Below are 26,545 nucleotides of genomic sequence, written 5' to 3'. Positions count from 1 at the left end.
GTGACCAAGACCACCACCGCTTCTTCAACCCCAGGCTCGCGCAGCAGCGCCCGGATCGCGGCGTTGTTCGTCGTCTTGATCCTGTCGATCATCCTGTTGTTCGCCAACTTCGCCTACCTCAACACCCAGGCCAATTACGACAAGCAGTACATCGGCCACGCCGGTGAGTTGCGGGTGTTGTCCCAGCGCATTGCCAAGAACGCCACCGAAGCGGCAGCGGGCAAGGCGCGGGCGTTTCGCCTGCTCAGCGAGGCACGTAACGATTTCGAGCAGCGCTGGGGTTATCTGAACAAAGGTGACGCGGCCACCGGCCTGCCTGCCGCACCACCGGCGGTGCGCAACGAAATGGATGCGGTGCTGCGCGACTGGGAAGGTTTGCGCAAGAACACCGATACCATTCTGGCCAGTGAGCAGACGGTACTGTCGCTGCACCAGGTTGCCGCAACCCTGGCCGAGACCGTGCCGCAACTGCAGGTTGAGTACGAAAAAGTCGTCGAAATCCTGCTGCAGAGCGGCGCACCGGCCAATCAGGTGGCGGTGGCCCAGCGCCAGTCGTTGCTGGCCGAGCGCATCCTGGGTTCGGTCAATACCGTGCTGGCCGGTGACGAGACTTCAGTGCAGGCCGCCGACGCCTTTGGTCGCGATGCCAGCCGATTCGGCCAGGTGCTCGAAGGCATGCTCGGCGGCAACCCGACCCTGAATATCACCCGTGTTCAAGACCTCGATGCCCGGGCGCGGCTGGCGGATATCGCCGAGCTGTTCCAGTTCGTTGCCGGTTCTGTGGATGAGATTCTCGAAACCTCGCCAGAACTGTTCCGCGTGCGTGAGGCGGCCGGGAACATCTTCAACCAGTCGCAGACCCTGCTCGATGAAGCCTCGCGCCTGGCCAACGGCTTCGAGAACCTTGCCGGCGGGCGCACCCTGGATACCGTCGGTGGCTATGTGCTGGGGCTGCTGGCACTGGCGTCGATCATCCTCATCGGCCTGGTGATGGTCCGTGAAACCCATCGCCAGCTGCGTGAAACCGCGCAGATGAATGAGCGCAACCAGCAAGCGATCATGCGCTTGCTCGACGAAATTGAAGACCTGGCCGATGGCGACCTGACGGTGATGGTGTCGGTGACCGAAGACTTCACCGGTGCGATTGCCGACTCGATCAATTACTCCATCGACCAGTTGCGTGACCTGGTGGCCACCATCAACCTCAGTGCCGAGGAAGTGGCCAGCGCCGTGCAGGACACCCAGAACACCGCCCACCAGCTGGCCAAGGCCTCGGAACACCAGGCCGAGCAGATCACCGAAGCCTCGGTGGCAGTCGGCGACATGGCCGAGTCCATCGACCGGGTTTCCACCCATGCCTACGAGTCGGCGAAGGTTGCCGAGCGCTCGGTGGCCATTGCCAACAAGGGCAATGAAGTGGTGCACAACACCATCCGCGGCATGGACAACATTCGCGAACAGATTCAGGACACCGCCAAACGGATCAAGCGCCTGGGCGAGTCGTCCCAGGAGATCGGCGACATCGTCAGCCTGATCGATGACATTGCCGACCAGACCAACATTCTCGCCCTCAATGCGGCGATCCAGGCGTCGCTGGCGGGCGAGGCGGGGCGTGGCTTCGCTGTGGTCGCCGACGAGGTTCAGCGTCTGGCTGAACGCTCATCCTCGGCCACCCGGCAGATCGAGGCATTGGTCCGCACCATTCAGACCGACACCAACGAGGCAGTGATTTCCATGGAGCAGACCACTGCTGAAGTGGTGCGCGGTGCGCGCCTGGCCCAGGATGCCGGCGTCGCCCTGGAGGAGATCGAAGGGGTGTCGCAAACCCTCGCCGAACTCATCCACAGCATCTCCGACGCCGCCCAGCTCCAGACCTCATCGGCCGGGCAGATCTCGCATACCATGGCGATAATTCAGCAAATCACCTCACAGACCTCGGCAGGATCCAGCGCGACCGCCGAAAGCATTGGTAATCTGGCCCGTATGGCCAGTGAAATGCGCCGCTCGGTGTCCGGCTTCACCCTGCCACCGAACCCACCACGTTGAGCGCCCGCACGTGAGCATGGCAACGGGAGCAGATATGGCTGAGCGCCACGACACGGTAGCCCTGACTTGGGTCAAGAGCGCCATCGCCGACTGCCTGGCCCAGGCACGCCTGGCGCTGGAGCACTTTTGCGCGGAACCCGGCGATGAAGATGACCTGCTCGGGTTTATCGACAACCTGCACCAGGTGCGCGGCTGCCTGGTGATGCTCGAACTCAGTGGCGCCGCATTGCTCGCCGAAGAGCTGGAGCAACTGGGCATAGCCCTGAAGGAAAAGCGTGTCAGCCAGCGCGGCGAAGCCCTGGGCGCGTTGTTTCGCGGCCTTGAACAGCTGCCGCTGTATCTGGAACGGCTGCGTAGCGCCCGGCGCGACCTGCCGCTGGTGGTGCTGCCGGTGCTCAACCAGCTGCGGGCCGAGCGTGGTGTCGAGCCTTTGGCTGTCGGCAGCCTGTCCGGCACGGCGCCGGGGGCAGCCGAGGAACTGGCCAATCTTGATCTATCCCTGGGTTCCCTGCGTGAGCGTCTGCAGGCGGGTTCCGACCGCGATGCCCTGCGATCGGTGGTGGCGGCGCTGTGTGAGGATCTGATGCGGGTCAAGGAACGTCTAGACCTGTTTGTCCGCAGTGACCGTCAGCGTATCGATGACCTGCAGCCGTTGCTTTCGCCCCTGCGGCAGATTGCCGACACCCTGGCGGTGCTCGGCTTCAGCCAGCCCCGGCGGGTGATCATCGACCAGGTGCTGGTGTTGCAGAGTCTGGCCCAGGGCCAGCGCGCGCCAGACGATGCGGTGTTGATGGATATCGCCGGCGCGCTGCTGTATGTCGAAGCAACCCTGGCGGGCATGGTCGGCCCGCTGGAGCAGCACCCGAACCAGAGTTCGCTGCCTGGCACCGACCTGGCCGAAATCCGCCAGCTTGTGCTGGAAGAGGCCCATTCGGTGTTGCAGCAGGTCAAGGATCAGCTCGGTGATTGTCTTGATGCCGGCTGGCAACCCCAGCGCCTACTGGTACTGCCGAACTTGCTGCAGCAGATCCGCGGCGCCCTGGCCATGCTGATGCTGCCCCGTGCGGCTGCTCTGATTGGCCAGTGTGCCGACTACGCCCAGCGTCACCTGCTCGGCGCGGCGCCACCGGATGCCACAGCACTGGCGCACCTGGCCGATGCCTTGAGCGCCGGTGAGTGCTATCTGCAATGGTTGCTCGCTGATCCACAAGCCAATCCCCGGCAGTTTCTCGATGCCGCCCAGGCCAGCCTGGCGGCGCTGGGTTATATGCCTGAGCCGGAGCCCGAACCTGAACCTGAGGTGGTTGAGGTCGAGGCGGCGGTTACCGAGCCGCCGGTGGTCGATGACGAGCTACGCGAGGTGTTCCTCGAAGAGGCTGATGAGCTCCTGCCTCAGCTCAATCAACAATGGGCGCGCTGGCAGGCCAACACTGCCGACCGCGACGCCCTGGTAGAACTGCGTAGGGGCCTGCACACCCTCAAGGGCAGCGGGCGGATGGTCGCCGCACAAGGTCTGGCGGAGCTGGCCTGGGCGGCCGAGCACCTGCTCAATCGGGTCCTTGAGGGCCGCGTCGAAGTGGGGGCTGCGCCGCTGGCCAGTTTGCAGCAGGCATTGACGTTGATCCCCGGCTTGCTGGTGGCCTTTGCCAACGGTCAGCTGCAGGCGGGCAAAGACGTCGAACAGCTGGCCTTGCATCTGCACGCCCTAGCGATGAATGACGCGCCCCATGAGGCCGACGCCAGCGAGGCCATCGACCCGCAGCTACTGGAGATTTTTCGCAACGAGGCCGAGGGGCATCTGGCCAGTCTCGACAGCTTCCTGGCCGCCGCCGATCAGCAGTTGCCGCAGCCGGTCAGTGACAGTCTGCAGCGCGCGTTTCACACCCTTAAAGGCAGCGCCGCCATGGCCGGGGTGCTACCGATTGCCGAGCTTGCCGCCGCGCTCGACCTACTGGCCCGCGAGTTCAAGGCCCATCAGCTGGCCTTCGACCTTGAAGAAATCTATCTGCTGGAGAGCGCCGAACCGCTGTTGCGCCGCGGCCTGGCCCAGTTGTCCAGTGCGCCATTGGCGGTGATCAGCGGTGCTTCGACCCTGATCGAGGAAATCCATCAGGTGGTTGAAGCACGTCTGCAGGCCCTGCTTCAGGCGCCGAGTCAGGGCCTGCGGATCAAGCGCGATCCGCAGTTGATTGCCAGCTTCCTCGCCCAGGGTATGGATATCCTGCTCGATGCCGAATCGCTGTTGTTGCGCTGGCAAGAGCACCCGAGCGAGCGTCAGGAACTCACGGCGCTGCTCGATGAGTTGACCACCCTGGGCCAGAGCGCCCATTTGGCTGACCTGTGGCAGGTGGATGAACTCTGCGAAGCCCTGCTGGACCTGTATGGCGCGGTCGAGGAAAGCAGCCTGGCCGTCAGTGCACGCTTTTTCGAACAGGCGCAGCACGCCCACGAGGCGCTGATCGACATGCTCGACCAGCTTGCCGCCGGTCAAGAGGTGGATGCCCATCCTGAACGCCTTGAAGCCTTGCGTGAACTGCTCGACGAAGCGTTGGCACCCGAGGCTACAGGGCTGATCAGCCATCGTCAGGGGCAAGCGCAGATTGCCGACCTGAGCGCTGCAACGGCAGCGCTGGCGATGGACCCTGCCGTGATCGAGCTGTTTCTCGAAGAGGCCCGCGATGTGCTGCAAAGCGCCAATCAGGCGCTGGAACGCTGGTTGGCCGATGCCGACAATGCCTCGGCGTTGTCGTCGCTGCACCGTGACCTGCAGACCCTCAAGGGTGGTGCGCAGATGGCCGCCATCGGTGCGGTCGAGGTACTCGCCCAGGAACTTGAGCTGTTGTACGAAGGCTTGGTGGATCGACGTTTCGCCCCGAGCGCTGAGCTGTTCAGCTTGCTCCGTAGCAGCCATGCCCAATTGGCCGAGGTGCTTGAACAGCTACAGGCAGGCCACGCGCCCTCGTCGGCGGTGACGTTGCTGGCGGCGCTGCGTGAGTATCGTCACAGCGCGCCTCCTGTAGCAGCAGCGGACAAGCCTGCCGACCCGGTGCAGGAAGCCGGCGACAAGGAGCTGCTGGAAATTTTCCTCGAAGAGAGCTTCGATATTGTCGAAAGCTCCGGCGCCGCCTTGCTGCGCTGGCAAGCCGAACCGCGTAATGCGGTCGAGGTGGAGAACCTGCTGCGCGATCTGCATACCCTCAAGGGTGGTGCGCGCATGGTCGAGATCGCGCCGATCGGCGATCTGGCCCACGAACTCGAGTTTCTCTATGAACTGCTGGCTGCCGGGCAATTGCAGCCCAACGCGGCGCTGTTCAGCCTGTTGCAGAACTGCCATGACCGCCTGGCGCACATGCTCGACGCGGTACGCCTGCAACAGCCGTTGCACGCGGCGACAGCCCTGATCGACTACATTCGCAACTTCAGCAGTGCGGCGCTGGCCGATACCGCAGCCCAGCAGTCGCATCCTGAAGCGGCCACAGCGGTGGAAGCGCCGGTGGCAGCCCCCGAGCGTGGGCCGGTGGACATGGTCAAGGTGGCTTCTGACCTGCTGGATGACCTGGGCAACCTGGCGGGCGAGCATTCGATCATTCGCGGGCGTATCGAACAGCAGGTCAATGATGCCCAGGTCGCGCTGAACGAGATGGAAACCACCCTGGAGCGCATGCGCGACCAGTTGCGCCGCCTGGATACTGAAACCCAGGGGCGGATCCTCAGTCGTCAGCAGGGGGAGGGCGATGGCCAGATCTATGACGACTTCGACCCGCTGGAAATGGACCGCCACTCCCAGTTGCAACAGCTGTCGCGGGCCTTGTTCGAGTCGGCCTCCGACCTGCTCGATCTCAAGGAAACCCTGACCCTGCGCGCCCAGGATGCGCAAAGCCTGTTGCAGCAGCAGGGGCGGGTCAACAGCGAACTGCAAGAGGGCCTGATGCGCACGCGCATGGTGCCGTTCGAACGTCTGGTACCACGGTTGCAGCGGGTGGTGCGGCAGGTGGCCAGCGAGCTCGGCAAACAGGTCGAGCTGGTGGTCGGCAATGCCGAAGGCGAGATGGACCGTAGCGTGCTGGAGCGCATGGTGGCACCGCTGGAACACATGCTGCGCAACGCCGTCGACCATGGCCTGGAGTCCCGTGAAATCCGCCTGGCTGCCGGCAAGCCGGAGCAGGGGCTGATTTCACTGACCCTGTTGCACGAAGGCGCTGATATCGTCATTGAAATGACCGACGACGGCGCCGGTGTGCCACTGGACGCGGTACGAAACAAGGCGATCAAGCGTGGCTTGCTCGACCCCGCGGCAGTCCTCAGCGACCATGAAGTGATGCAGTTCATCCTCCAGCCGGGGTTCTCTACCGCCGAGAAAATTACCCAGATTTCCGGGCGGGGCCTGGGCATGGACGTGGTCCATGAAGAGGTCAAGCAACTCGGTGGTTCGATGGTGATCGAGTCCAGTCCAGGCAAGGGCGCGCGCTTTCTGATTCGATTGCCGTTTACCGTGTCGGTCAACCGCGCGCTGATGGTGCAGTACGGCGAAGAGCAGTACGCGGTGCCGCTCAACACCATCGAAGGCATTGTGCGCGTGCCGCCGGCCGAGCTGGAAGCCTGCTACCAGCTTGATCCGCCGCACTATGAATACGCCGGGCGTCGCTACGAACTGCGTTACCTCGGTGAGCTGCTGCAAGGTGCCGTGCAACCGCGTCTGCTGGGCCAGAGCCTGCCGCTGCCGGTATTGCTGGTGCATTCTCATGAACAACAGTTCGCAATCCAGGTCGACAGCCTGGCGGCCAGCCGCGAGATCGTGGTGAAGAGCCTCGGGCCGCAGTTTGCCAGCGTCCAGGGGTTATCCGGAGCGACCTTGCTGGGCGATGGCCGGGTGGTGCTGATTGTTGATTTGCCAGGCCAGCTGCGTGGCTTGCAGCAGCATCACGCCCAGCAAGCGGGCAGCTCTGCGCGTTTGCCTGCGCAGCAGCTCGACCAGGCGCCGAAGCGGCCATTGCTGGTGATGGTGGTCGATGATTCGGTGACAGTGCGCAAGGTTACCGGCCGCCTGCTTGAACGTCATGGCATGAACGTGCTGACCGCCAAGGACGGCGTCGATGCGATGACGCTGCTGCAGGAGCATCGTCCGGATGTGTTGCTGCTGGACATCGAAATGCCGCGTATGGATGGTTTTGAGGTGGCCACGCAGATCCGTCACGACCCGGCCCTGAAGGACCTGCCCATCATCATGATCACCTCGCGGACCGGGCAGAAACACCGTGACCGGGCGATGTCCATCGGGGTCAACGACTACCTGGGCAAACCCTATCAGGAGTCGGTGTTACTGCAGAGTATTGCGCTTTGGAGTAGCCGTCATGCTTGAACAGTCCGCCCGCAATGGCCGTCGTAGCAGCTTGACCGGCTTGCTGCTGGCGTTGGCCGATCGTTGTCTGGTATTGCCCAACGTCGCGGTGGCCGAACTGATCGGCTATCAGGCCGGCACCCCGGCGCCTGAACAGCCCGACTGGATGCTCGGCTGGATTGACTGGCGTAACCAGCGTCTGCCGTTGCTCAGCTTCGAGGCGGCTTGTGGTGGACAGGTACGGGTAGGGGAGCGGGCGCGCATTGTCGTGCTCAACGCCTTGGGGGGCAGCCGTTTGCGCTTCATTGCCGTGTTGGTGCAGGGCATTCCGCGCTCATGCAAACTCGACAGCCAGCTCAACTACGTCGATGTGCCCCTGGCTGCGCTGGAGCTGGCGGCAGTGCAGGTCGGCGATCAGGTGGCCAGGGTGCCCGACCTGCCAGCACTTGAACAATTGCTTGAGGATGCGGGGCTGGTTTGAAACATTTGCCTGGGTAGGATAGGAAGCCTGGCCGTCGTTCGGAGGACCCTGTTGCATGTATCACGGTGAACGTTTCAATGCCTGGACGCACCTGGTCGGCGCGGTGCTGGCCTGTATCGGCGCAGTCTGGCTGCTGGTGGTGGCCAGTCTGCAGGGCGATCCCTGGAAGATCGTCAGCCTGGCGATCTACGGCTTTACCCTGCTGTTGCTCTACAGCATTTCAACGATCTATCACAGCGTGCGCGGCAAGGCCAAAGTGGTGATGCGCAAGCTCGATCACTTGTCGATCTATCTGTTGATTGCCGGCAGTTACACGCCTTTTTGTCTGGTCAGCCTGCGCGGGCCCTGGGGCTGGAGCCTGTTCGGGGTGGTCTGGGGGCTGGCGGTAATCGGCATGCTGCAGGAGATCAAGCCGCGCTCCGAAGCGCGGGTGCTGTCGATCATCATCTATGCGCTGATGGGCTGGATCGTGCTGGTCGCAGTCAAGCCGCTGCTGGCCAGTCTCGGGGCTGCCGGGTTTGCCTGGCTGGCGGCCGGTGGCGCGTTCTACACCATCGGCATCATCTTCTTTGCCTATGACAGTCGCTTCCGCCACTGGCATGGCATCTGGCACCTGTTTGTCATTGCCGGCAGCCTGTTGCACTTCATCGCTGTATTTTTCTACGTGCTCTAGAAGTCGCCCCACAGCTGCTGGGCAACCGCCAACGCCACCACCGGAGCGGTTTCGGTACGCAGGACCCGTGGGCCGAGGCGCGCGGCATGAAAACCGGCGGCCTTGGCCTGCTCGACCTCGGCCTCGCTCAAGCCGCCTTCCGGGCCGATCAGGAATGCCAGGCTCTGCGGCTTCTGGTGGCTGACCAGCGGCTCGGCCACCGGGTGCAGGACCAGCTTGAGCTGTTCATCACAGGCCTTGAGCCAGTCGGCCAGCAATACCGGTGGGTTGATCTGCGGCACGCTTGAGCGGCCGCACTGCTCACAGGCACTGATTGCCACCTGGCGCCAGTGGGCCAGGCGCTTGTCGGCGCGCTCGTCCTTGAGGCGTACTTCACAGCGCTCGCTGACGATCGGGGTGATGACGTTGGCCCCCAGTTCGGTGGCTTTCTGGATCGCCCAGTCCATCCGCTCGCCGCGCGACAGGCCCTGGCCGAGGTGAACCATGAGGCTGGAGTCTGCCTGCCCGGCGAAGGACTCGTTCAGTTGCACCCGTACGGCTTTCTTGCCGACTTCGAGCAGCTGGCCGAGGAACTCCTGGCCACTGCCGTCGAACAGCTGTACGGCATCGCCAGCGGCCATGCGCAGTACGCGGCCAATGTAGTGGGCCTGGGCTTCGGGCAAGTCGTGCTCGCCGAGGCTCAGGGGGGCGTCGATGAAGAAGCGGGACAGTCTCATTTGAAAACTCGGAATATGTGTTGGTCTATCGCGGGGCAAGCCCGCTCCCACAGGGGATGTGTGACGCCTGTGGGAGCGGGCTTGCCCCGCGATGCTTGCTAGCCCGGATCGCGAAAATCAGGATGGAAATTACCCGGAACCGCCACACTGACGCTGTCGCGCGTAGCGATATCGATACCCTCACTGGCCACTTCGGCAAGGAAATCGATCTGTTCCGGGGTAATCACATACGGCGGCAGGAAGTACACCACGCTACCCAGCGGGCGTAGCAGGGCGCCGCGTGTCAGGGCGTGTTCGAAGACTTTCAGGCCGCGGCGTTCCTGCCAGGGATAGGCGGTCTTGCTGGCCTTGTCCTGGACCATCTCGATCGCCAGGGCCATGCCGGTCTGGCGCACTTCGGCGACGTGCGGATGATCGACCAGATGCGCCGTGGCCCTGGCCATGCGCGAGGCCAGGGCCTTGTTGTTCTCGATCACGTTGTCCTGTTCGAAAATATCCAGGGTCGCCAGTGCCGCCGCACAGGCCAGCGGGTTGCCGGTGTAACTGTGCGAGTGGAGGAAGGCGCGCAGGGTCGAGTAGTCGTCGTAGAAGGCGTTGTACACCTCGTCGGTGGTCAGGCACGCCGCCAGTGGCAGGTAGCCGCCGGTCAGGGCCTTGGACAGGCAGAGGAAGTCGGGGCGAATGCCGGCCTGCTCACAGGCGAACATCGTCCCGGTACGGCCGAAACCAACGGCGATCTCGTCGTGGATCAGGTGCACGCCATAGCGGTCGCAGGCCTCACGCAGCAGCTTGAGGTAAACCGGGTGGTACATGCGCATGCCGCCCGCGCCCTGGATCAGCGGCTCGACGATCACTGCGGCGAGCGTGTCGTGATGCTCGGCCAGGGTCTGCTCCATGGCCGCGAACATCGTGCGCGAGTGCTCCTCCCAGCTCACGCCCTCGGGGCGCAGGTAGCAATCGGGGCTTGGCACCTTGATGGTGTCGAGCAGCAGCGCCTTGTAGGTTTCGGTGAACAGCGGTACATCGCCCACCGACATCGCCGCGATGGTCTCGCCGTGGTAGCTGTTGCTCAGGGTGACGAAGCGCTTCTTCTCTGGCAGGCCTTTGTTGAGCCAGTAGTGAAAGCTCATTTTCAGCGCCACTTCGATGCAGGACGACCCATTATCGGCGTAGAAGCACCGGGTCAGCCCTTCGGGCGTAATCTGCACCAGGCGTTCGGACAGCTCGATCACCGGTTGGTGGCTGAAGCCTGCGAGGATCACGTGCTCAAGCTGATCGACCTGGTCTTTGATGCGCTGGTTGATCCGCGGGTTGGCATGCCCGAAGACGTTGACCCACCAGGAGCTGACCGCGTCGAGGTAGCGTTTGCCTTCGAAGTCTTCCAGCCACACGCCTTCGCCGCGCTTGATCGGGATCAGCGGCAGTTGTTCATGGTCTTTCATCTGGGTGCAGGGGTGCCACAGGACCTTCAGGTCACGTTGCATCCACTGTTGGTTGAGGCCCATTTCTCTTCTCCTGGCGACGACAGCGCGGACATGCGGCGCAAGCCTATGCAATGCGTCGGTCGAGGACAACCCGTGACATGCAATCAGCCGCTGGCGTCGCTAGCCGGGGGACTTGGCCTCGCGTATTCTTCGGCTACTCTTTCCAGGGGGAATCCCCCCATCTTTCTGCTTTGATCCGGAGTTCGCCAACATGTCTGCTGGGTGGCTGCGCGCCTGTGCGCTGGTAATGATAGGACTGTTCAGCGGCACTGCGCTGGCCAAGGACAAAACCCCGACGGTAATCGTCGTCGGCGGTGGTCTGGCTGGCCTGACTGCCGCTTATGAATTGCAGGGCAAGGGCTGGCAGGTAACCCTGCTCGAAGCCAAATCGGGGATGGGCGGGCGTTCCGGGCTGGCCACCAGCGAATGGATCGGTAACAGCAAGGCTCAGCCGATCCTCAACCAGTACCTCGATACCTTCAAGATCACCACCCTGCCGGCACCGGAGTTCGTTCGTACACCGGGTTACCTGATCGATGGCGAGTATTTCAGCTCGTCCGACCTTGCGACCAAGCAACCGGCGACCGCCGAGGCGCTCAAGCGCTATGAAAAGACCCTCGACGATCTGGCGCGCTCGATTGACGACCCGCAGAACCCGGCGGCCAACAGTACCTTGTTCGCCCTCGACCAGCTGAACGTGTCCGGCTGGCTGGACAAGCTGCAGTTGCCGACCACCGCGCGTCAGCTGGTCAACCAGCAGATCCGTACCCGCTACGACGAGCCATCGCGCCTGTCGCTGCTCTATTTCGCCCAGCAGACCCGCGTCTATCGCGGTGTTAGCGACCGTGACCTGCGCGCCGCACGCCTGCCAGGCGGCAGCCCGGTGCTGGCCCAGGCGTTCGTCAAGCAGCTGAAGACCATCAAGACCAGCTCGCCGGTCAGTGCCATTACCCAGGACAAGGACGGCGTGACTGTCAAAGTCGGCAGCGTCGGTTATCAGGCCGATTACGTGGTCCTGGCCGTGCCGCTGCGCGCGCTGGCCAAGATCCAGATGACCCCCGGCCTGGACACCAAACACCTGGCCGCCTTGAAGGGCACCAACTATGGCTGGCGTGACCAGCTGTTGCTGAAGTTCAAGACCCCGGTGTGGGAGAGCCGCGCGCGCATGTCCGGCGAAATCTACAGCAACACCGGTCTTGGCATGCTGTGGGTCGAGCCTGCGCTCAAAGGTGGCGCCAACGTCGTCATCAACCTGTCCGGTGACAACGCGCGCCTGCTGCAGGCTTTCGGCGACAAGCAGATGGTCGACCAGGTGTTGATCCGCATGCATGCGTTCTACCCACAGGCTCGCGGTGCCTTCACCGGTTATGAAGTCCGCCGTTACAGCACCGACGCCAACATGGGCGGTGCCTACCTGGCCTATGGCCCGGGCCAGATCAGCAAATTCTGGCGCTTGTGGGAGCGTCCGGTGCAGCGTATCGCCTTTGCCGGCGAGCACACCGATGCGCTCTACCCAGGCACTCTCGAAGGCGCGCTGCGCAGTGGTCAGCGTGCAGCCAGCCAGGTCCAGGACCTGGCGGCGGGCAAGTCCTTCGACCCTGTCAGCGCGGCGCCAGCCGCAGCAGCTGCTACTGCGGTGGCGGCCAGCAAGGGCAACTTCTTCTCCAACCTGTTTGGTGGGTCGTCCGACAAGTCTGCCAAGGCAGCGGAGCCGGTGAAAAACGAAGCGAGCAAGCCAGGCTTCTTCTCGCGGATGTTCGGCAGTGACGACAAGCCTGTTGAAAAGCCTGCGGCCAAGCCGGCAGAAGCTGCTCAGGCACCGGTTGCAGCACCTGCGCCAGTAGTGCCTCCGGTTGCCAAAGAGGAGCCGGTCAAGGCCGCACCGGTCAAGGCTGCACCCGCCAAGGCGGCGGCCAAGCCAGCACCGGTGAAAAAGCCGGTGGCCAAGGCCGAGCAGGCGAAGAAGGCCGCCGCCAAACCTGCGCCGGTCAAGAAACCAGTGGCCAACGTGCAGGCTAAAGCGCAGTAATTGCGTTGGATTTATCGCGGGCTAAACCCGCTCCTACAGGGTCAGAATCAATCCTGTGGGAGCGGGCTTGCCCCGCGATGTCGCTACACCTTCCCTTACAGTTAATGTTTCCTTAATAACGCTGTTACACACTATTCATCGTTTTTTTCGATATTTCGAAGCAAATTTTTCCGCTTTAATTCGATAAATAAGTTGTTAGTCTGAGTACAGTTCTTACAGGGAAACACGGCAATGCAACTGCGCAATTCATCTTCTCGCTACGGTCTGGTCAGCATCGTCATGCACTGGGGCGTGGCACTGGCAGTGTTCGGATTGTTCGGGCTGGGTCTGTGGATGATGGGCCTGGACTACTACAGTCCTTGGCGCAAAGAAGCCCCCGACCTGCACAAGAGCATCGGTCTGGTATTGCTGGCCGTGATGCTGGCGCGCGTGGCCTGGCGCTTCATCAGCCCGCCACCACCGGCGCTGCCGAACCACGACAAGCTGACCCGCGTAGCCTCCAAGGCCGGGCACGCTCTGCTTTACTTCGGTCTGTTCGCGGTGATGACCGCCGGCTACCTGATTTCCACCGCCGATGGCGTGGGTATCCCGGTGTTCGGGCTTTTTGAAGTGCCAGCGCTGGTCAGCGACTTGCCCGATCAGGCGGATGTCGCCGGTGTAATCCATTTCTACCTGGCCTGGGGCCTGGTGATTTTTGCCGGTCTGCACGGACTGGCTGCCCTGAAGCACCACTTTATCGACCGTGACGCGACCCTCAAACGCATGCTGGGCCGCAAAGCTTGATGTTCAACCTCCACTCCAAAGGGATATAGACGCATGTTGAAAAAGACTTTTGCCGCTCTGGCGCTCGGTACCGCACTGCTTTCGGCTGGCCAGGCCATGGCTGCAGACTACAAGATCGACAAGGAAGGCCAGCATGCCTTCGTAGACTGGAAGATCAGCCACCTGGGTTACAGCTTCATCCACGGTACCTTCAAGGACTTCGACGGCTCCTTCAGCTGGGATGCTGCCAAGCCTGAAGCCAGCAAGATCGCTGTCGACCTGAAAACCGCCAGCCTGTGGTCCAACCACGCCGAGCGTGACAAACACATCGCCAGCAAAGATTTCCTCGATGTGAAGAAGTACCCAGAGGCCAAGTTCGTCTCCACCAGCGTCAAGCCGACTGGCGAGAAAACCGCTGACGTGACTGGCGACCTGACCATGCACGGCGTGACCAAGCCGGTAACCTTCAAGGCAACCTTCAACGGTGAAGGCAAGGATCCATGGGGCGGCGAGCGTGCAGGCTTCAACGCTACCACCACGCTGAACCTGAACGATTTCGGCATCAAAGGCCCAGGCGCTACATCGCAGACCCTGGATCTGGATATCTCGATCGAAGGCATCAAGCAGAAGTAATTGTTGCCGCAGCAACAAAAACGCCGCCCCTAGGGGCGGCGTTTTTGTATCTGCATGACTGGATCAGCGATTACGCGTCAGCAGTGCAGGTTTCTCGCCACGTGGACGGCTTGGCAGTTGCTCAAGCTGTTCGGCAGTCGGGAAACGGTCGATCTTCGACTCTTTGTGCATGATCTTCGGTTGCGGCTGGCCTTCACGCGGATTGCGCACGGCTGGCTCGCCCGATTGATTGTCACTGTTCGGACGACGATTGCGGGCGCCGCCGCCATCACGGCGCGGTTGACCACCACCGCCATTACGCGAACCACCGCGTTTTTCGCCGCTGGCCGAACCACCTGTACCGGTACGCGGGCCATTGTTGTTGCGGCCTTGACCACCACCGCTACGCGGCTGGCCACTGGCGCCGGCACCTGCCTGGGCGGGTGCGCCAGGGCGACGGTTGCGACCCTGGTTGCCCTTGTTCTGGTAAGGGCTGACGTAGTCGGCGCGGTTACCAAAGTTGTCCACTTCGTCATCCAGGAACTCTTCTGGGTCACGATTAGCGGGTGCCGATGGCGCGCCGGCTTGTGCGGACTGTTGCGGGCGAGGCTTTTTGTTGTCGCGTGGTTTGCGTTCCTGGCGGCCACCGGCAGACTTCTCTGCGGTTTTTTCCTTGTCTTTGTCGCGACCTTTTTCCTTGCCCTGATCCTTGCCTTTGTCCTTGCGCCCGCCGTTGCCGGTGTTGGTGCCGTCAGCACGCTGACCACGGCCACCACGCGGGTTGTTTTGTGGACGCTCGCGGACTTCAGGTTTCTCGGCTTCAACCTTGGAGGCATCAAAGCCCATCAGGTCGCCATCCGGGATCTTCTGACGCGTGACGCGCTCGATGCTCTTGAGCAGCTTTTCTTCATCCGGAGCGACCAGCGAGATCGCTTCACCCGAGCGACCGGCACGGCCGGTACGACCGATACGGTGCACGTAATCTTCTTCGACGTTGGGCAGCTCGAAGTTGACCACATGCGGCAGTTGGTCGATGTCCAGGCCACGGGCAGCGATATCGGTGGCAACCATGATGCGCACGGTGCCGGCCTTGAAGTCGGCCAGGGCTTTGGTGCGGGCATTCTGGCTCTTGTTGCCGTGGATTGCGGCGGCGGTCAGGCCGTGCTTTTCCAGGTATTCGGCCAGGCGGTTGGCGCCGTGCTTGGTGCGGGTGAAAACCAGTACCTGTTCCCACGCGCCAGTGGTGATCAGGTGGGCCAGCAGGGCACGCTTATGGCTGGCCGGCAGGCGGTAGACACGCTGTTCGATCCGCTCGACCGTGGTGTTCGGCGGAGTAACCTCGATGCGCTCGGGGTTGTGCAGCAGCTTGTCGGCAAGGTCGGTGATGTCTTTGGAGAAGGTCGCCGAGAACAGCAGGTTCTGACGCTTGGCCGGCAGGCGTGCGAGGACTTTCTTCACGTCGTGGATGAAGCCCATGTCGAGCATGCGGTCGGCTTCGTCCAGCACCAGGGTTTCGACGTGGGAGAGGTCGACACTGCCTTGGCCGGCGAGGTCGAGCAAGCGGCCCGGGCAGGCCACCAGCACATCAACGCCACGGGCCATGGCCTGAACCTGTGGGTTCATGCCGACGCCACCGAAGATGCAGGCGCTGACGAATTTGAGGTCACGGGCATAAACCTTGAAGCTGTCATGCACCTGGGCGGCCAGTTCGCGCGTCGGAGTCAGCACCAGAACCCGCGGCTGGCGAGGGCCATGACGCTGGGATTTGTCTGGGTGACCACCTGGAAACAGGCGCTCGAGGATCGGCAGGGCGAAACCACCAGTTTTACCAGTACCTGTCTGGGCGGCAACCATCAGGTCGCGACCTTGCAACACGGCGGGAATGGCCCGCTGTTGCACCGGAGTGGGCTGGGTATAGCCAGCAGCCTCGATGGCACTGACTAGAGCCTCGGAGAGACCGAGGGAAGCAAAGGACATGAGCAATCCTGTTCTTAGTGGGGGCTAAGCCCGATGGGATAATCTTGCCTGGCGCGACGGGCATCGGGTGATGCTATCGCGTCCGGTCCAGCAGGGTCTTCAATGCGCATCCGGAGTATGGCGGGCGGGCTCTTGGCCGCGCTGTCCTGCCGTCGGGATGCCTTTTGCAAGGCCGAGCGTCCGGGCGTAAGCCTGGCGGGAAGGCCCGAGTATAACAGAGCATTCAGGGCGTGCTGCGTTCCTGCTGCTCAACGGTGGTTCGAAAGTTTTCTTCGGCACCGGCATAGCGGGCATTCAGGGCCGCATAGGCCGGCTCTTGCTTGAAGCGGTTCAGCTCGGCGTTAAAGCGTTGAATCAGGTTGTCCATGCCGACATCGCGGCGTACCGCCAGGTACTGGCTCTGGCGGCTGACCACCAACGGCAGTTCGCTGATCTGCTGATCCAGGCCAAGATATTTGCTGAGGTAGCGACCGACGCGGCGGTCGGTGATCAGCAAGTCGATGCGCCCGCGCTGCAGTTTGCCGAAGTTGGCTTCATGGGTTGGCGCTGGCTCGCGGGTAAAAAATGGCGAATCGCTGAACGCTGGCGCATAGGAATAGCCAGGAGAGGTGCCAACGGTCAGGCCGCGCAGGTCTTGCAGACTGTTGACCGGATGGGGTCGGGCATTGGCATAGAACAGCACGAACTCCACATCGGATAACGGTTCGTTGGGGTAGAGGAGCTGATTGGCGCGCTGTTCGGTGTAGAAAATATCCAGGATGCCGTCTGCCAGGCCTTGATCAATCATTGCCAGACAACGCTTCCAGGGCAGGAACTGCCAGTCCACTTCCACACCCAGGCGCTTGAACACTTCGACAGTGACGTCGTAATCGATGCCTTTGGCCTGACCGCTTTCCACGTAGACATAGGGGGCCCAGGGTTCGGTAACGATACGCAGCTTCTCGCCGTGGGCAAATGCACTCAGGCAAGTGAGCAGCAGGGCGGTCAATAAGCGGGAGAAATCAGGCATGGCTGGAGAGTACGACGTGCGCACGGCGATGGCTAGTCGTCGTGCGCACCAGGTTTGTCAGGTATTCAACGTTGTGATCGTTTTATCAGCACGTCACGAATCCTACTGTGTTTGTTACCCAGGCTCAGGCGCATGCCCGGGCGCTCGAACCAACGGTGCAGTTGTTCGTGGCACAACGGGCGTGAATGACGCGCATTGGCGTTTTCCAGTGCTTTGGTCCACCAGACAGGGGCACAGGCACGGTCGAATTCGTTGGGGTAGTCATAACAGCCGTACATCAGTTCACGCAGGAACTGACGCTGATCGCTGGGCAGGGTCAGGCTCAGCGCCTTGTAACCCAGGCGGTGCAGGGCTGGTGGCTTTGGCAGCTGGGCGTTGACCAGGGCCACATCCTGCAGCGCCTGGCAACTCAGCGGCGCGTGCTGGTGCTTGGCCAACCAGGCCTGGACCTTGGCCCTGAACAGCTGTTTGCGGCTCCAGTAGTGATGCAGCAGGTCGGTGCACTGGTTGAGCTGCATGCGCCGATAGGCCGCCACGGCCAGGCAGAACTCTTCCAGGGTGTACGCGCCGTTGGCATGCGGGTAGTACTCGTCCATCAGGGCGATGGAGTGGTCGAGCAGTGACGCATCTTCCTGCATCAGGCCGATGACGCCGGAGTTGAGCTGTGGCATCTGGCGGTCAGCCAGCCCGCGCGACTCAAGTAGCGCTGCCAGGCTCTGGTACAGCCTGCACTTCGGGTTGCTTCCAAAATTGGCACCGATGGCATTGCACAGCAGGGTGCCGGGCTTGATGCGCCGGAACAGCTCAATCGGCGATTGGTGGAAGAACGTGTCGGTATCGATCAGCGCGGCCACGGGCGCGTCGGCCAGTACCTGGCGCAAGACCATGTGCTTGCTGCGAAAGTGATATCCATAAGGCTGGTTCCAGGCTTCGCGGGTGGCGGCATCCAGAGTGTGGACGCTTACCGGAAGGTTCTGGTAGGGCTCGGGATTGTCGCTGTAGACCTGAATGTCCAGCGCTTCGCCGGGGGTCTTGCGCAGGTTGGCCAGGGCGCTGACGATGCTGAATTGGGCTTCCTGATGATAAGTCGGGGCACCGAATACCAGGTAAACCAGTTGTGGGCGAGACAGAGTATGTCCGTGTGGCATGAAGCACGATCATCCGTTGACTGTGGAATGCAAAAAGGCCTTAGCGTAAACCAAGGCCTTTGAGTATCCCACAGTAATGGTTACTGGCGATGTGGCACTACGATCAACGCGGCAACTTGAGATTGTTCCAGATCGCCAGGCTCGGATCGGCCTGATTCAGGGTGTAGAAGTGCAGCCCTGGTGCGCCGCCTTGCAGCAGTTGTTCGCACATGCGGGTGATGACCTCTTCGCCGAACTTCTGGATGCTGTTGACGTCATCGCCATAGGCTTCCAGCTGTTTGCGGATCCAGCGTGGGATCTCGGCGCCGCAGGCGTCGGAGAAGCGCGCCAGCTTGCTGTAGTTGGTGATCGGCATGATCCCCGGAACCACCGGAATATCCACACCCATCTGCTGCACGCGCTCGACGAAGTAGAAGTAGCTGTCGGCGTTGAAGAAGTATTGGGTAATGGCGCTGTCGGCACCGGCGTTGGCCTTGCGCACGAAATTCTTCAGGTCATCTTCGAAGTTGCGCGCCTGGGGATGCATCTCCGGGTAGGCGGCGATTTCGATATGAAAGTGATCGCCGCTTTCCTGGCGGATGAACTCGACCAGTTCGTTGGCGTAGCGCAGCTCGCCGCTGGCCATGCCCATGCCCGAGGGCAGGTCACCGCGCAGGGCAACGATGCGCTGGATGCCGGCGGCCTTGTACTGGCTCAGCAGACTGCGCAGGTCTTCCTTGCTGTCACCGACGCAGGACAGGTGCGGTGCGGCAGGAACCTTCACTTCGCTTTCCAGCTGCAGCACAGTGTTCAGCGTGCGGTCGCGGGTCGAACCACCGGCACCGTAGGTGCAGGAGAAGAAATCCGGATTGTAGCTGGCCAGCTGGCGGGCAGTGGCGAGCAGTTTTTCATGTCCAGCATCGGTCTTGGTCGGGAAGAACTCGAAGCTGTAACGACGTTCCTGAGACATGGCGAAATCCTGGTAAACCGATCAAGCAGGCCAGCCCTGCGGCTGGCGTACAGAAAAAAGCCGGTGACGCTTGGCAGCGACACCGGCTCTGGCCCATCAGTAGCGGTAGGCGTGTGGCTTGAACGGCCCTTCAACAGTAACGCCGATGTACTCGGCTTGCTGAGGCGTCAGTTGGGTGACCACACCGCCGAAACCGCGGACCATTTCCAGGGCCACTTCTTCGTCGAGTTTCTTTGGCAGTACTTCAACGGTCAGGCGCTCGGCTTTCTGGGCCGGCGACAGGTCGGCGTACTTCTGGCCGAACAGGAAGATCTGTGCCAGCACCTGGTTGGCGAACGAACCGTCCATGATGCGGCTTGGGTGGCCGGTGGCGTTACCCAGGTTCACCAGACGGCCTTCAGCCAGCAGGATCAGGTAGTCGTCGTTCTGCGGGTCGAAATCGCCAGCGCCGGTACGGTGGATCTTGTGTACCTGCGGCTTGACCTCTTCCCATGCCCAGTTCTTGCGCATGAAAGCGGTGTCGATTTCATTGTCGAAGTGACCGATGTTGCAGACCACAGCGCGCTTTTTCAGGGCTTTGAGCATGTTGGCGTCGCAGACATTGACGTTGCCGGTGGTGGTAACGATCAGGTCGATCTTGCCCAGCAGTGCTTTGTCGATGCTCGCTTCGGTACCGGTGTTGATACCGTCAATGAACGGCGAAACCAGCTCGAAGCCGTCCATGCAGGCTTGCATGGCGCAGATCGGGTCGACTTCAGTGACTTTGACGATCATGCCTTCCTGACGCAGCGACTGGGCCGAGCCCTTGCCCACGTCACCGTAGCCGATGACCAGCGCTTGCTTGCCCGACAGCAGGTGGTCGGTACCGCGCTTGATCGCATCGTTCAGGCTGTGACGGCAGCCGTACTTGTTGTCGTTCTTGCTCTTGGTGACCGAGTCGTTGACGTTGATGGCCGGGATTTTCAGCTCGCCCTTGGCCAGCATGTCCAGCAGGCGGTGAACGCCGGTGGTGGTTTCTTCGGTCACGCCGTGAACGCGCTCGAGAACGGCCGGGTATTTCTTGTGCAGCAGTTCGGTCAGGTCACCGCCGTCGTCGAGGATCATGTTGGCGTCCCATGGCGCGCCATCCTTGAGGATGGTTTGCTCCAGGCACCACTCGTACTCTTCTTCGGTTTCGCCTTTCCAGGCGAACACAGGGATACCGGCAGCGGCGATCGAGGCAGCGGCCTGGTCCTGGGTGGAGAAAATGTTGCAGGACGACCAGCGAACTTCGGCACCCAGGGCAACCAGGGTTTCGATCAGCACGGCAGTCTGAATGGTCATGTGGATGCAGCCGAGGATCTTGGCACCCTTGAGCGGTTGCTCTTGCAGGTACTTGCGGCGCAGGCCCATCAGTGCAGGCATTTCCGATTCGGCGATGATGGTTTCGCGACGGCCCCATGCAGCCAGGGAGATGTCAGCGACTTTGAAATCGGTAAAACCGGCAGGCGTGTTTACAGCGCTCATGAAGAGCCTCCATTCGTAGTGTGCGAATGGGCGCCGTTGTGCGTTTAGTGTCGGCAGGCAGGCCTGGCCAGACAACGCCCCATCCGAGCCTGACAGGTTGAACCTGCTGCAGCGCCCCTCGGACAGGTGGCGGGAACGGTATCAAGTGCAGATGACCGTTTTAAAGCGATGGCGATTATAGCCGCGCCTGCGCATCTGCCCAAGGTTTTCTGTCGATTAATCGAGACGATAGTCGATGTTAAATGGAGGAGGGGGGCCGCCTCTGCCATCATTACCCTCATCGAATGGCAAGACGCTCAGGAGTAGATATGAATTTTCACACCCGCAAATGGGTCAAGCCCGAAGATCTCAACCCCAACGGCACGCTGTTCGGCGGCAGCCTGCTGCGCTGGATTGATGAAGAAGCAGCGATCTACGCGATCGTCCAGTTGGGTAACCAGCGTGTGGTGACCAAATACATCTCGGAGATCAACTTCGTCAGCGCCTCGCGCCAGGGCGACATCATTGAGCTGGGTATCACCGCCACCGAATTCGGCCGCACCTCGATCACCCTCAAGTGTGAAGTGCGCAACAAGATTACCCGCAAGAGCATCCTGACCGTTGATCGCATGGTCTTCGTCAACCTTGGTGAAGACGGCTTGCCGGCGGCGCATGGGCGGACTGAAATCAAGTATGTCCAGGACCAGTTCCCGGACTCAGCAGTAGAGTAATGAGTCCATCGCCGGCAAGGCCGGCCCCCACAGGTCCTGTATATATCGGGCTGTTGTGGGAGCCGGCCTTGCCGGCGATTGCGATCTCAAGGTTGCTCGGTAACCCCGCGCACCACCCGCCCGATCGTCAACCCCTGCAACAGGATCGACGACAGCACCACGATATAGGTGATGCTCAGCAACAAATCACGCTCGGTGCCCGGCGGCAGAGACAGGGCCAGGGCAACCGACACACCACCGCGCAAGCCGCCCCAGGTCAGTACCCGCACGGTGCCGCGCGGTACTGTGCGCCAGCGGCGCAGCATGAGGATGGCCGGGGCCACAGTCAGCAGGCGCGACAGCAGGATGGCCACGGCCAGCACGCCGGCCGCCGCCAGGTGCATCCAGGAGAACGGCAGCAGCAACAGCTCCAGGCCGATCAGGGCGAACAGCAGGGCGTTGAGCATGTCGTCGATCAGTTCCCAGAAGCCGTCCATGTAGCGGCGGGTCATGTCGTTCATCGCCAGGTTACGCCCCAGGTTGCCGATGATCAGCCCGGCCACCACCATCGCGATCGGTGCCGATACGTGCAGCTCGTAGGCCATGGCCGAGCCACCGATGACCAGGGCCAGGGTCAGCATGACCTCGACCTGGTACTGCTCGATGCTTTTGATCATGCGATAGGTCACGTAGCCGATCAGTCCGCCGAACAGCGCGCCGCCGATGGCTTCGCGGGCGAACAGGATGGCGGTTTCGGTGGCGCTTGGGGTTTCGCCCAGCTGGGCAATGCCCAGCAATACGGTAAACACCACCACCGCGGTGCCGTCATTGAATAGTGATTCACCAACAATCGTGGTTTTCAGCGGTTTCGAGGCATTGGCGGTTCGCAGGGCGCCGAGTACCGCAATGGGGTCGGTCGGCGAAATCAGTGCGCCGAACAGCAGGCAGTAGAGCAGGCTGACGTGCCAGCCGAACAGGGCAAAGATCCAGTGGGCGAGAAAACCGATGACCACGGTGGCGATCAGCACACCGACAGTGGCCAGCAGGCCAATCGGCCAACGGTAACTGCGCAGGTCGGCGAGGTTGACGTGCAGGGCGCCGGCAAACAACAGGAACGACAGCATCCAGTGCATCAGCAAGTCGTTGAAGTCGATCTGGCTCATCAAACCTTGCACACGCTCTTCCAGCCCCGGGTAGCCAATGACGCTCAGGCCTTGCAGCAACAGGGAGAAGAACAATGCGGTGACCATCACGCCGATGGTCGGCGGCAGGCCGATGAAGCGGTAGTTCAGATAAGTGAGGAGGGTCGTCAGACAGATAAACGCAGCAACAAGCTCAAGCATTCCAGGTCCTGTAATGGCTTACAAATTGGCACCCGATCCCATCGGGCAGCCCTTGGATGGTCTGGCGATGGCTTGGGGACACAGTTTTTTGACTGCATGCGTTGACCACGCTGTGCCGATTTCGTTTCCACGGTGCTCGAATGTGCGCGACGCGGCGCCGAGGGAAATGCTTAGATAGCGGCTGGCCATTGATGACCCGACCTGCACTGCCAAGGACCTTCGCGTGTTAGCCACTTCTCTGGTACTGGTTGCCGCACTGCTGCATGCAACCTGGAACACCCTGATCAAATTCAGCGGCGAGCGCTTGCTGGTCATCGCCAGCATGGACGCGGTGGCATTGCTGTTTGCCCTGGTGATGGTTGCCTTCGTGCAGTTTCCGCCCGCCGAGGTCTGGCCGTGGTTGCTGGCTTCTGCGCTGTTCGAGCAGTTCTATCGCTTTCTGTTGATCCAGGCCTATCGGGTCGGTGACCTGGGGCTGGTCTATCCGTTGATGCGCGGCCTCTCACCCTTGGTCGTGCTGGCGCTGACGCTGACCTTCGCCGATGAGACCTTAAGCAGCCAACAGATCATCGGCATTCTGTTGATCCCCTGTGGCATGGCCTGCCTGCTCTGGCAAGGCGGTGGCGGCGATCGTCTGCCCTGGTCGATGTTGCCGGTGGTGGCCTTGATCGGGCTGTGCATCGGTTGCTACACCTGGTTCGATGGCCAGGCGATCCGGCTCTGGTCGCAACCGTTGGACTATCTTGTCTGGTTGACGCTGCTCAGTGCCTGGCCGTTCCCGTTGCTGGCCAGTGTCGCCCGGCGCGCGCCCTTCATCCTGTTCTGGCGCCTGCAGTGGCGGCTCGGCTTGACGGTCGGTTTATGCGTGTTGCTCAGCTATGCCCTGGTGCTTTGGGCGATGCAACTGGGGTCGGTGGCCGAAGCAGCGGCGCTGCGTGAAGTCAGCGTGATACTGGTGGTGCTGTTCGGCATGCGCTACCTCAAAGAACCTTTTGGTGGTCCGAGGCTCTTAGCCTGTGCCCTGGTGCTGATCGGCATGCTGATCATGAAACTTTGATGTTCCAACCGACAAGGATTTAGCCATGACCGTTGCTTTGTGGTGTGTACTGATTGCGTTGATTCTGCCGATCCTGTGTACCAGCATCGCCAAGTTCGGCAGCGGTCGTTTCAATCTGCGGCAGAACCACGACCCGCGGGCGTTTCTCGACAAGCTTGAAGGCTTGCCGCGGCGTGCCCATGCCGCCCAGTTGAACAGCTTTGAAGCCTTTCCGGCCTTTGCCGCGGCAGTGATCATCGCCGACATCGTCGGCAATGCCGAGCAGGTGACCCAGGACGTACTGGCGGTGCTGTACATCACCAGCCGCCTGCTCTACATCATTTGCTACCTGGCCGACTGGGCCGCCTTGCGTTCGCTGGTCTGGTTCGTCGGCCTTGGTTTGGTGGTGTCGTTTTTCTTCGTCTCGATGTAGGGCCGATCAAGGCACTTTCGGCACCTCTGGCAGCGCCGTGCCCTTAGGCCACAGCATCCAGATCTGGCCCTGCTGCTTCATGTTGCCGGCGAGCTCGCCCGCTTCGGCGCCGGTCCCCCAGAACAGATCGGCGCGCACTTCGCCGGTGATCGCGCCGCCAGTGTCCTGAGCGGCAACCGGGCGTATCACCGGGGCACCGTCGGGACGGGTGGTGGAGAGCCACAGCAGACTGCCCAGTGGAATCACCTTGCGGTCGATGGCCACGCTATAGCCCGCTGTCAGCGGCACGTTGAGCGAACCGCGTGGACCTTCATTGCTGTCCGGGCGGGTGCTGAAGAACACGTAACTGGGGTTGCTCGCCAGCAGTTCGGGTACCCGAGTCGGGTTGGCCTGGGCCCAGGCATGAATGCTGCCCATGGTGACCTCTTCTTTTTTCAGCTGCCCCTGTTCGACCAGCCAGCGACCCACTGGACGATAGGGATGGCCGTTCTGGTCGGCGTAGCCGACGCGCAGCTGGCGGCCGTTGTCGAGCTGGATCCGCCCGGAACCCTGGATCTGCAGGAACTGCAGGTCCATGGGGTCGGTGAGCCAGGCCAGCACGGGGGCCGGTACGCCTTGCTGGTTGATCACTTCGGCGGTGTCGTAAGGCTTGAGGGTGCGGCCCTCAATGCGGCCGCGCAGGCGCTTGCCCTTGAGCTCCGGGTAGACGCTGTCCAGGGCCACCACGATCATGTCGTCCGGGACACCATAGACGGGGACATGCGCGCTGTCGGTCTGGGTCAGGCTGCCGGGGTAGACCGGTTCGTAGTAACCGGTGATCAGGCCGTTGGCGTTGTTTTCGCCCGAGCGCATGCTGTAGACGTCCAGCTGGGCCTGGAGAAACTTGCGCACCTCGGTGCTGTCGCCAGGTACTTTGGCTGCTGCCGCGCAGGTATTGGCCCATATTGCGTCACGCTTGAGGCGTTCACAGGCACTACGCCAGGCTTCGAAGCCGGCCAGCAGATCACTGTCGCTGACCTGCGGCAGGTCTTTCCAGGTACTGCTGACGTAGGTGGCGAGCGCGTGAGGCTTGGGTTTTTCCGGACCGCCGCCGTTGCAGCCGGCGAGCAGCGCCAGTGCCGAGAGCGACCATCCCAGATGGCGCAGGGAAAATTTCATGAACAGGGTTTCCTTGGCGGTTTGCCTGGGCTTCAGCTGTCCAGGCAACCCGTAGTTTTATTAAGGGTATTGGTCTTTGGCGATGAGGCGAGGATACTGGCCGCCTTTTTTCCGTGAGCCGACGTTACCATGATGCTCAAGCGCCTTTCTGTTGTAGTGCTGGCCTGCCTGACCTTGACCGCCTGTGGCGGTGTCGATCCCAACTCGCCACTGGGCCAGCGCAAGACCATTTTCAAACAGATGCTCAAGACCAGCGAAGACCTGGGCGGCATGCTGCGTGGGCGGCTGGCCTTTGACGGGCAGAAGTTCGCCGACGGCGCGGTCAAGCTCGACAACTTGTCCCGTGAGCCGTGGAAACATTTTCCGCAGGTCCGCGAGGACGATGAAACCAGCGCGCGTGCAGAGGTCTGGGAAAAACAGGCACGCTTCCAGGACCTGGCTCGCCAGCTGGAAGTGGCTACCGGTGAGTTGGTCGCTGTTACTCGCACCCAGCCGCTGAAGGCTACGGATCTGGCCGCGCCAACGGACAAGGTTGAAGCAGCATGCAAAGCCTGTCATACCGAATTTCGTAACCATTGAATACAGCATCGCGGGGCAAGCCCGCTCCTACCGGGCCGGTGGGAGCAGGCTTGCCCCGCGATTGATCCAGCGACTTACTTATCGAGTTCGTCCAGCGCTTGCTGCAGTTCCTTCTTGGATTCAGCCAGCTTGTCTTTGCGCTTGTTGATCTTCTCGGCGTCGCCCTTCTTCATGGCCTTGTCCAGGTCCTTGGTGCGCTGTGTCACTTCGTGACGGGCGTCGAGCACTTTCTGTTCGCGCTCTTTCTTCAGGCCGGCATCGGTGCAGTGCTCGTTGACTTCACTCAGCGCTTTCTCAAGACCTGCTTTTTCGAAAGGGTTAATGGACTTGTCGATCTGCTGTTGAATATCCGCCTTCTTTGCAGCGCAACCCGTCAGGACTTGATCTGACTCGGCGGCCTGCAGCGAAGTCGCTGCAAGTCCGATAGCGGTCAGCAATACGAGTTGAGAGAAAAGTTTCATGGAAGCCTCCTTGGTCGGGGCAGGGCAGCAAAAGTTGGGGGAATCCTGCCCTGATTTCCTCAATTAAGGAACCCTTGGTAGGCTTTTCAATTGCATTGAAGGAAAAATCCTACAGC

The 26,545-nt window shown here is 61.7% G+C and carries 21 protein-coding genes and 1 riboswitch; of the genes, 11 read left to right on the top strand and 10 right to left on the bottom strand.

The features are described from left to right. From ACVI9W_RS10295 to trhA, 4 genes are read left to right on the top strand one after another with little or no spacing between them, the layout of a single operon-like run. Positions 1 to 2,046, top strand: a complete 2,046-nt coding sequence (locus tag ACVI9W_RS10295) for a methyl-accepting chemotaxis protein (RefSeq protein ID WP_038615375.1) — start codon at positions 1 to 3, stop codon at positions 2,044 to 2,046. Between the two features lie 34 nt (positions 2,047 to 2,080). Then, on the top strand, positions 2,081 to 7,405 hold the full coding sequence (locus ACVI9W_RS10290) for an Hpt domain-containing protein (protein ID WP_461529941.1): 5,325 nt from the start codon (positions 2,081 to 2,083) through the stop codon (positions 7,403 to 7,405). Next, positions 7,398 to 7,865, top strand: a complete 468-nt coding sequence (locus ACVI9W_RS10285) for a chemotaxis protein CheW (protein WP_342623512.1) — start codon at positions 7,398 to 7,400, stop codon at positions 7,863 to 7,865. The genes ACVI9W_RS10290 and ACVI9W_RS10285 overlap by 8 nt, the downstream gene beginning before the upstream one ends. A gap of 55 nt (positions 7,866 to 7,920) precedes the next feature. Beyond that, a complete protein-coding gene (gene trhA, locus ACVI9W_RS10280; RefSeq protein ID WP_038615368.1) occupies positions 7,921 to 8,538 on the top strand; it encodes a PAQR family membrane homeostasis protein TrhA in 618 nt (205 codons plus the stop codon). Here trhA and ACVI9W_RS10275 read toward each other — a convergent pair. Both ACVI9W_RS10275 and ACVI9W_RS10270 read right to left on the bottom strand, forming a co-directional pair. Further along, a complete protein-coding gene (locus ACVI9W_RS10275; protein ID WP_461529940.1) occupies positions 8,535 to 9,254 on the bottom strand; it encodes a 16S rRNA (uracil(1498)-N(3))-methyltransferase in 720 nt (239 codons plus the stop codon). The genes trhA and ACVI9W_RS10275 overlap by 4 nt on opposite strands. Positions 9,255 to 9,352: 98 nt before the next feature. Beyond that, entirely contained in the window at positions 9,353 to 10,759 is a 1,407-nt protein-coding gene (locus tag ACVI9W_RS10270) for an adenosylmethionine--8-amino-7-oxononanoate transaminase (protein ID WP_461529939.1), read from the bottom strand. Positions 10,760 to 10,949: 190 nt separating this feature from the next. Between ACVI9W_RS10270 and ACVI9W_RS10265 the strand changes: the two genes are divergently transcribed. The 3 genes from ACVI9W_RS10265 (at position 10,950) to ACVI9W_RS10255 (ending at position 14,162) form a co-directional block, all read left to right on the top strand. Beyond that, positions 10,950 to 12,767, top strand: coding sequence for a flavin monoamine oxidase family protein (locus ACVI9W_RS10265; RefSeq protein ID WP_461529938.1), 1,818 nt, complete (start codon positions 10,950 to 10,952; stop codon positions 12,765 to 12,767). Between the two features lie 231 nt (positions 12,768 to 12,998). Continuing rightward, positions 12,999 to 13,550: a cytochrome b gene (locus ACVI9W_RS10260; protein ID WP_461529937.1), complete on the top strand. Its 552-nt coding sequence runs from the start codon at positions 12,999 to 13,001 to the stop codon at positions 13,548 to 13,550. 33 nt (positions 13,551 to 13,583) lie between these two features. Beyond that, positions 13,584 to 14,162 carry a YceI family protein gene (locus ACVI9W_RS10255; RefSeq protein ID WP_038615358.1) on the top strand — a complete coding sequence of 193 codons (579 nt, stop codon included), beginning with the start codon at positions 13,584 to 13,586 and terminating at the stop codon, positions 14,160 to 14,162. A 63-nt stretch (positions 14,163 to 14,225) separates the two neighbouring features. On the opposite strand, the gene ACVI9W_RS10250 is transcribed toward ACVI9W_RS10255, so the two are convergent. From ACVI9W_RS10250 to ahcY, 5 genes are all read right to left on the bottom strand, one after another. Next, positions 14,226 to 16,118, bottom strand: coding sequence for a DEAD/DEAH box helicase (locus ACVI9W_RS10250; protein WP_461529936.1), 1,893 nt, complete (start codon positions 16,116 to 16,118; stop codon positions 14,226 to 14,228). A gap of 223 nt (positions 16,119 to 16,341) precedes the next feature. Then, positions 16,342 to 17,127, bottom strand: a complete 786-nt coding sequence (locus ACVI9W_RS10245; protein WP_461529935.1) for a substrate-binding periplasmic protein — start codon at positions 17,125 to 17,127, stop codon at positions 16,342 to 16,344. Between the two features lie 65 nt (positions 17,128 to 17,192). Beyond that, the gene (locus ACVI9W_RS10240) at positions 17,193 to 18,275 is read right to left on the bottom strand and encodes a hypothetical protein (protein ID WP_461529934.1); all 1,083 of its coding nucleotides are present in this window, start codon (positions 18,273 to 18,275) and stop codon (positions 17,193 to 17,195) included. A 103-nt stretch (positions 18,276 to 18,378) separates the two neighbouring features. Next, on the bottom strand, positions 18,379 to 19,224 hold the full coding sequence (gene metF / locus ACVI9W_RS10235) for a methylenetetrahydrofolate reductase [NAD(P)H] (protein WP_422419275.1): 846 nt from the start codon (positions 19,222 to 19,224) through the stop codon (positions 18,379 to 18,381). Between the two features lie 96 nt (positions 19,225 to 19,320). Then, positions 19,321 to 20,730: an adenosylhomocysteinase gene (gene ahcY, locus ACVI9W_RS10230; RefSeq protein ID WP_461529933.1), complete on the bottom strand. Its 1,410-nt coding sequence runs from the start codon at positions 20,728 to 20,730 to the stop codon at positions 19,321 to 19,323. Positions 20,731 to 20,751: 21 nt separating this feature from the next. Then, a riboswitch (S-adenosyl-L-homocysteine riboswitch) is annotated at positions 20,752 to 20,856 on the bottom strand. Between the two features lie 182 nt (positions 20,857 to 21,038). Between ahcY and ACVI9W_RS10225 the strand changes: the two genes are divergently transcribed. Continuing rightward, positions 21,039 to 21,440, top strand: a complete 402-nt coding sequence (locus tag ACVI9W_RS10225; protein ID WP_038615346.1) for an acyl-CoA thioesterase — start codon at positions 21,039 to 21,041, stop codon at positions 21,438 to 21,440. Between the two features lie 86 nt (positions 21,441 to 21,526). Here ACVI9W_RS10225 and ACVI9W_RS10220 read toward each other — a convergent pair whose 3' ends face one another. Next, positions 21,527 to 22,762, bottom strand: coding sequence for a cation:proton antiporter (locus ACVI9W_RS10220; protein ID WP_422419271.1), 1,236 nt, complete (start codon positions 22,760 to 22,762; stop codon positions 21,527 to 21,529). A gap of 223 nt (positions 22,763 to 22,985) precedes the next feature. Here ACVI9W_RS10220 and ACVI9W_RS10215 point away from each other — a divergent pair, with 223 nt between their 5' ends. Continuing rightward, positions 22,986 to 23,819 (top strand): EamA family transporter, encoded by an 834-nt coding sequence (locus ACVI9W_RS10215; RefSeq protein ID WP_461529932.1) that lies wholly within the window; start codon positions 22,986 to 22,988, stop codon positions 23,817 to 23,819. A gap of 25 nt (positions 23,820 to 23,844) precedes the next feature. Continuing rightward, on the top strand, positions 23,845 to 24,231 hold the full coding sequence (locus tag ACVI9W_RS10210) for an MAPEG family protein (RefSeq protein WP_461529931.1): 387 nt from the start codon (positions 23,845 to 23,847) through the stop codon (positions 24,229 to 24,231). Positions 24,232 to 24,237: 6 nt separating this feature from the next. Here ACVI9W_RS10210 and mltA read toward each other — a convergent pair whose 3' ends face one another. Next, positions 24,238 to 25,389 (bottom strand): murein transglycosylase A, encoded by a 1,152-nt coding sequence (gene mltA / locus ACVI9W_RS10205; protein WP_461529930.1) that lies wholly within the window; start codon positions 25,387 to 25,389, stop codon positions 24,238 to 24,240. Between the two features lie 129 nt (positions 25,390 to 25,518). Between mltA and ACVI9W_RS10200 the strand changes: the two genes are divergently transcribed. Then, complete coding sequence (locus tag ACVI9W_RS10200; protein ID WP_461529929.1) at positions 25,519 to 25,968, top strand: c-type cytochrome; 450 nt, start codon at positions 25,519 to 25,521, stop codon at positions 25,966 to 25,968. 74 nt (positions 25,969 to 26,042) lie between these two features. Here the strand turns inward: ACVI9W_RS10200 and ACVI9W_RS10195 are convergent, their stop codons facing one another. Then, entirely contained in the window at positions 26,043 to 26,429 is a 387-nt protein-coding gene (locus ACVI9W_RS10195) for a DUF1090 domain-containing protein (RefSeq protein WP_191830676.1), read from the bottom strand. Between the last annotated feature and the right edge of the window lie 116 nt (positions 26,430 to 26,545).

It is taken from the genome of Pseudomonas sp. 210_17 TE3656 (genome assembly GCF_054821965.1).
The sequence above is the reverse complement of the archived record's forward strand: the minus strand, read 5'-3'. Positions and strand labels throughout refer to the sequence as shown.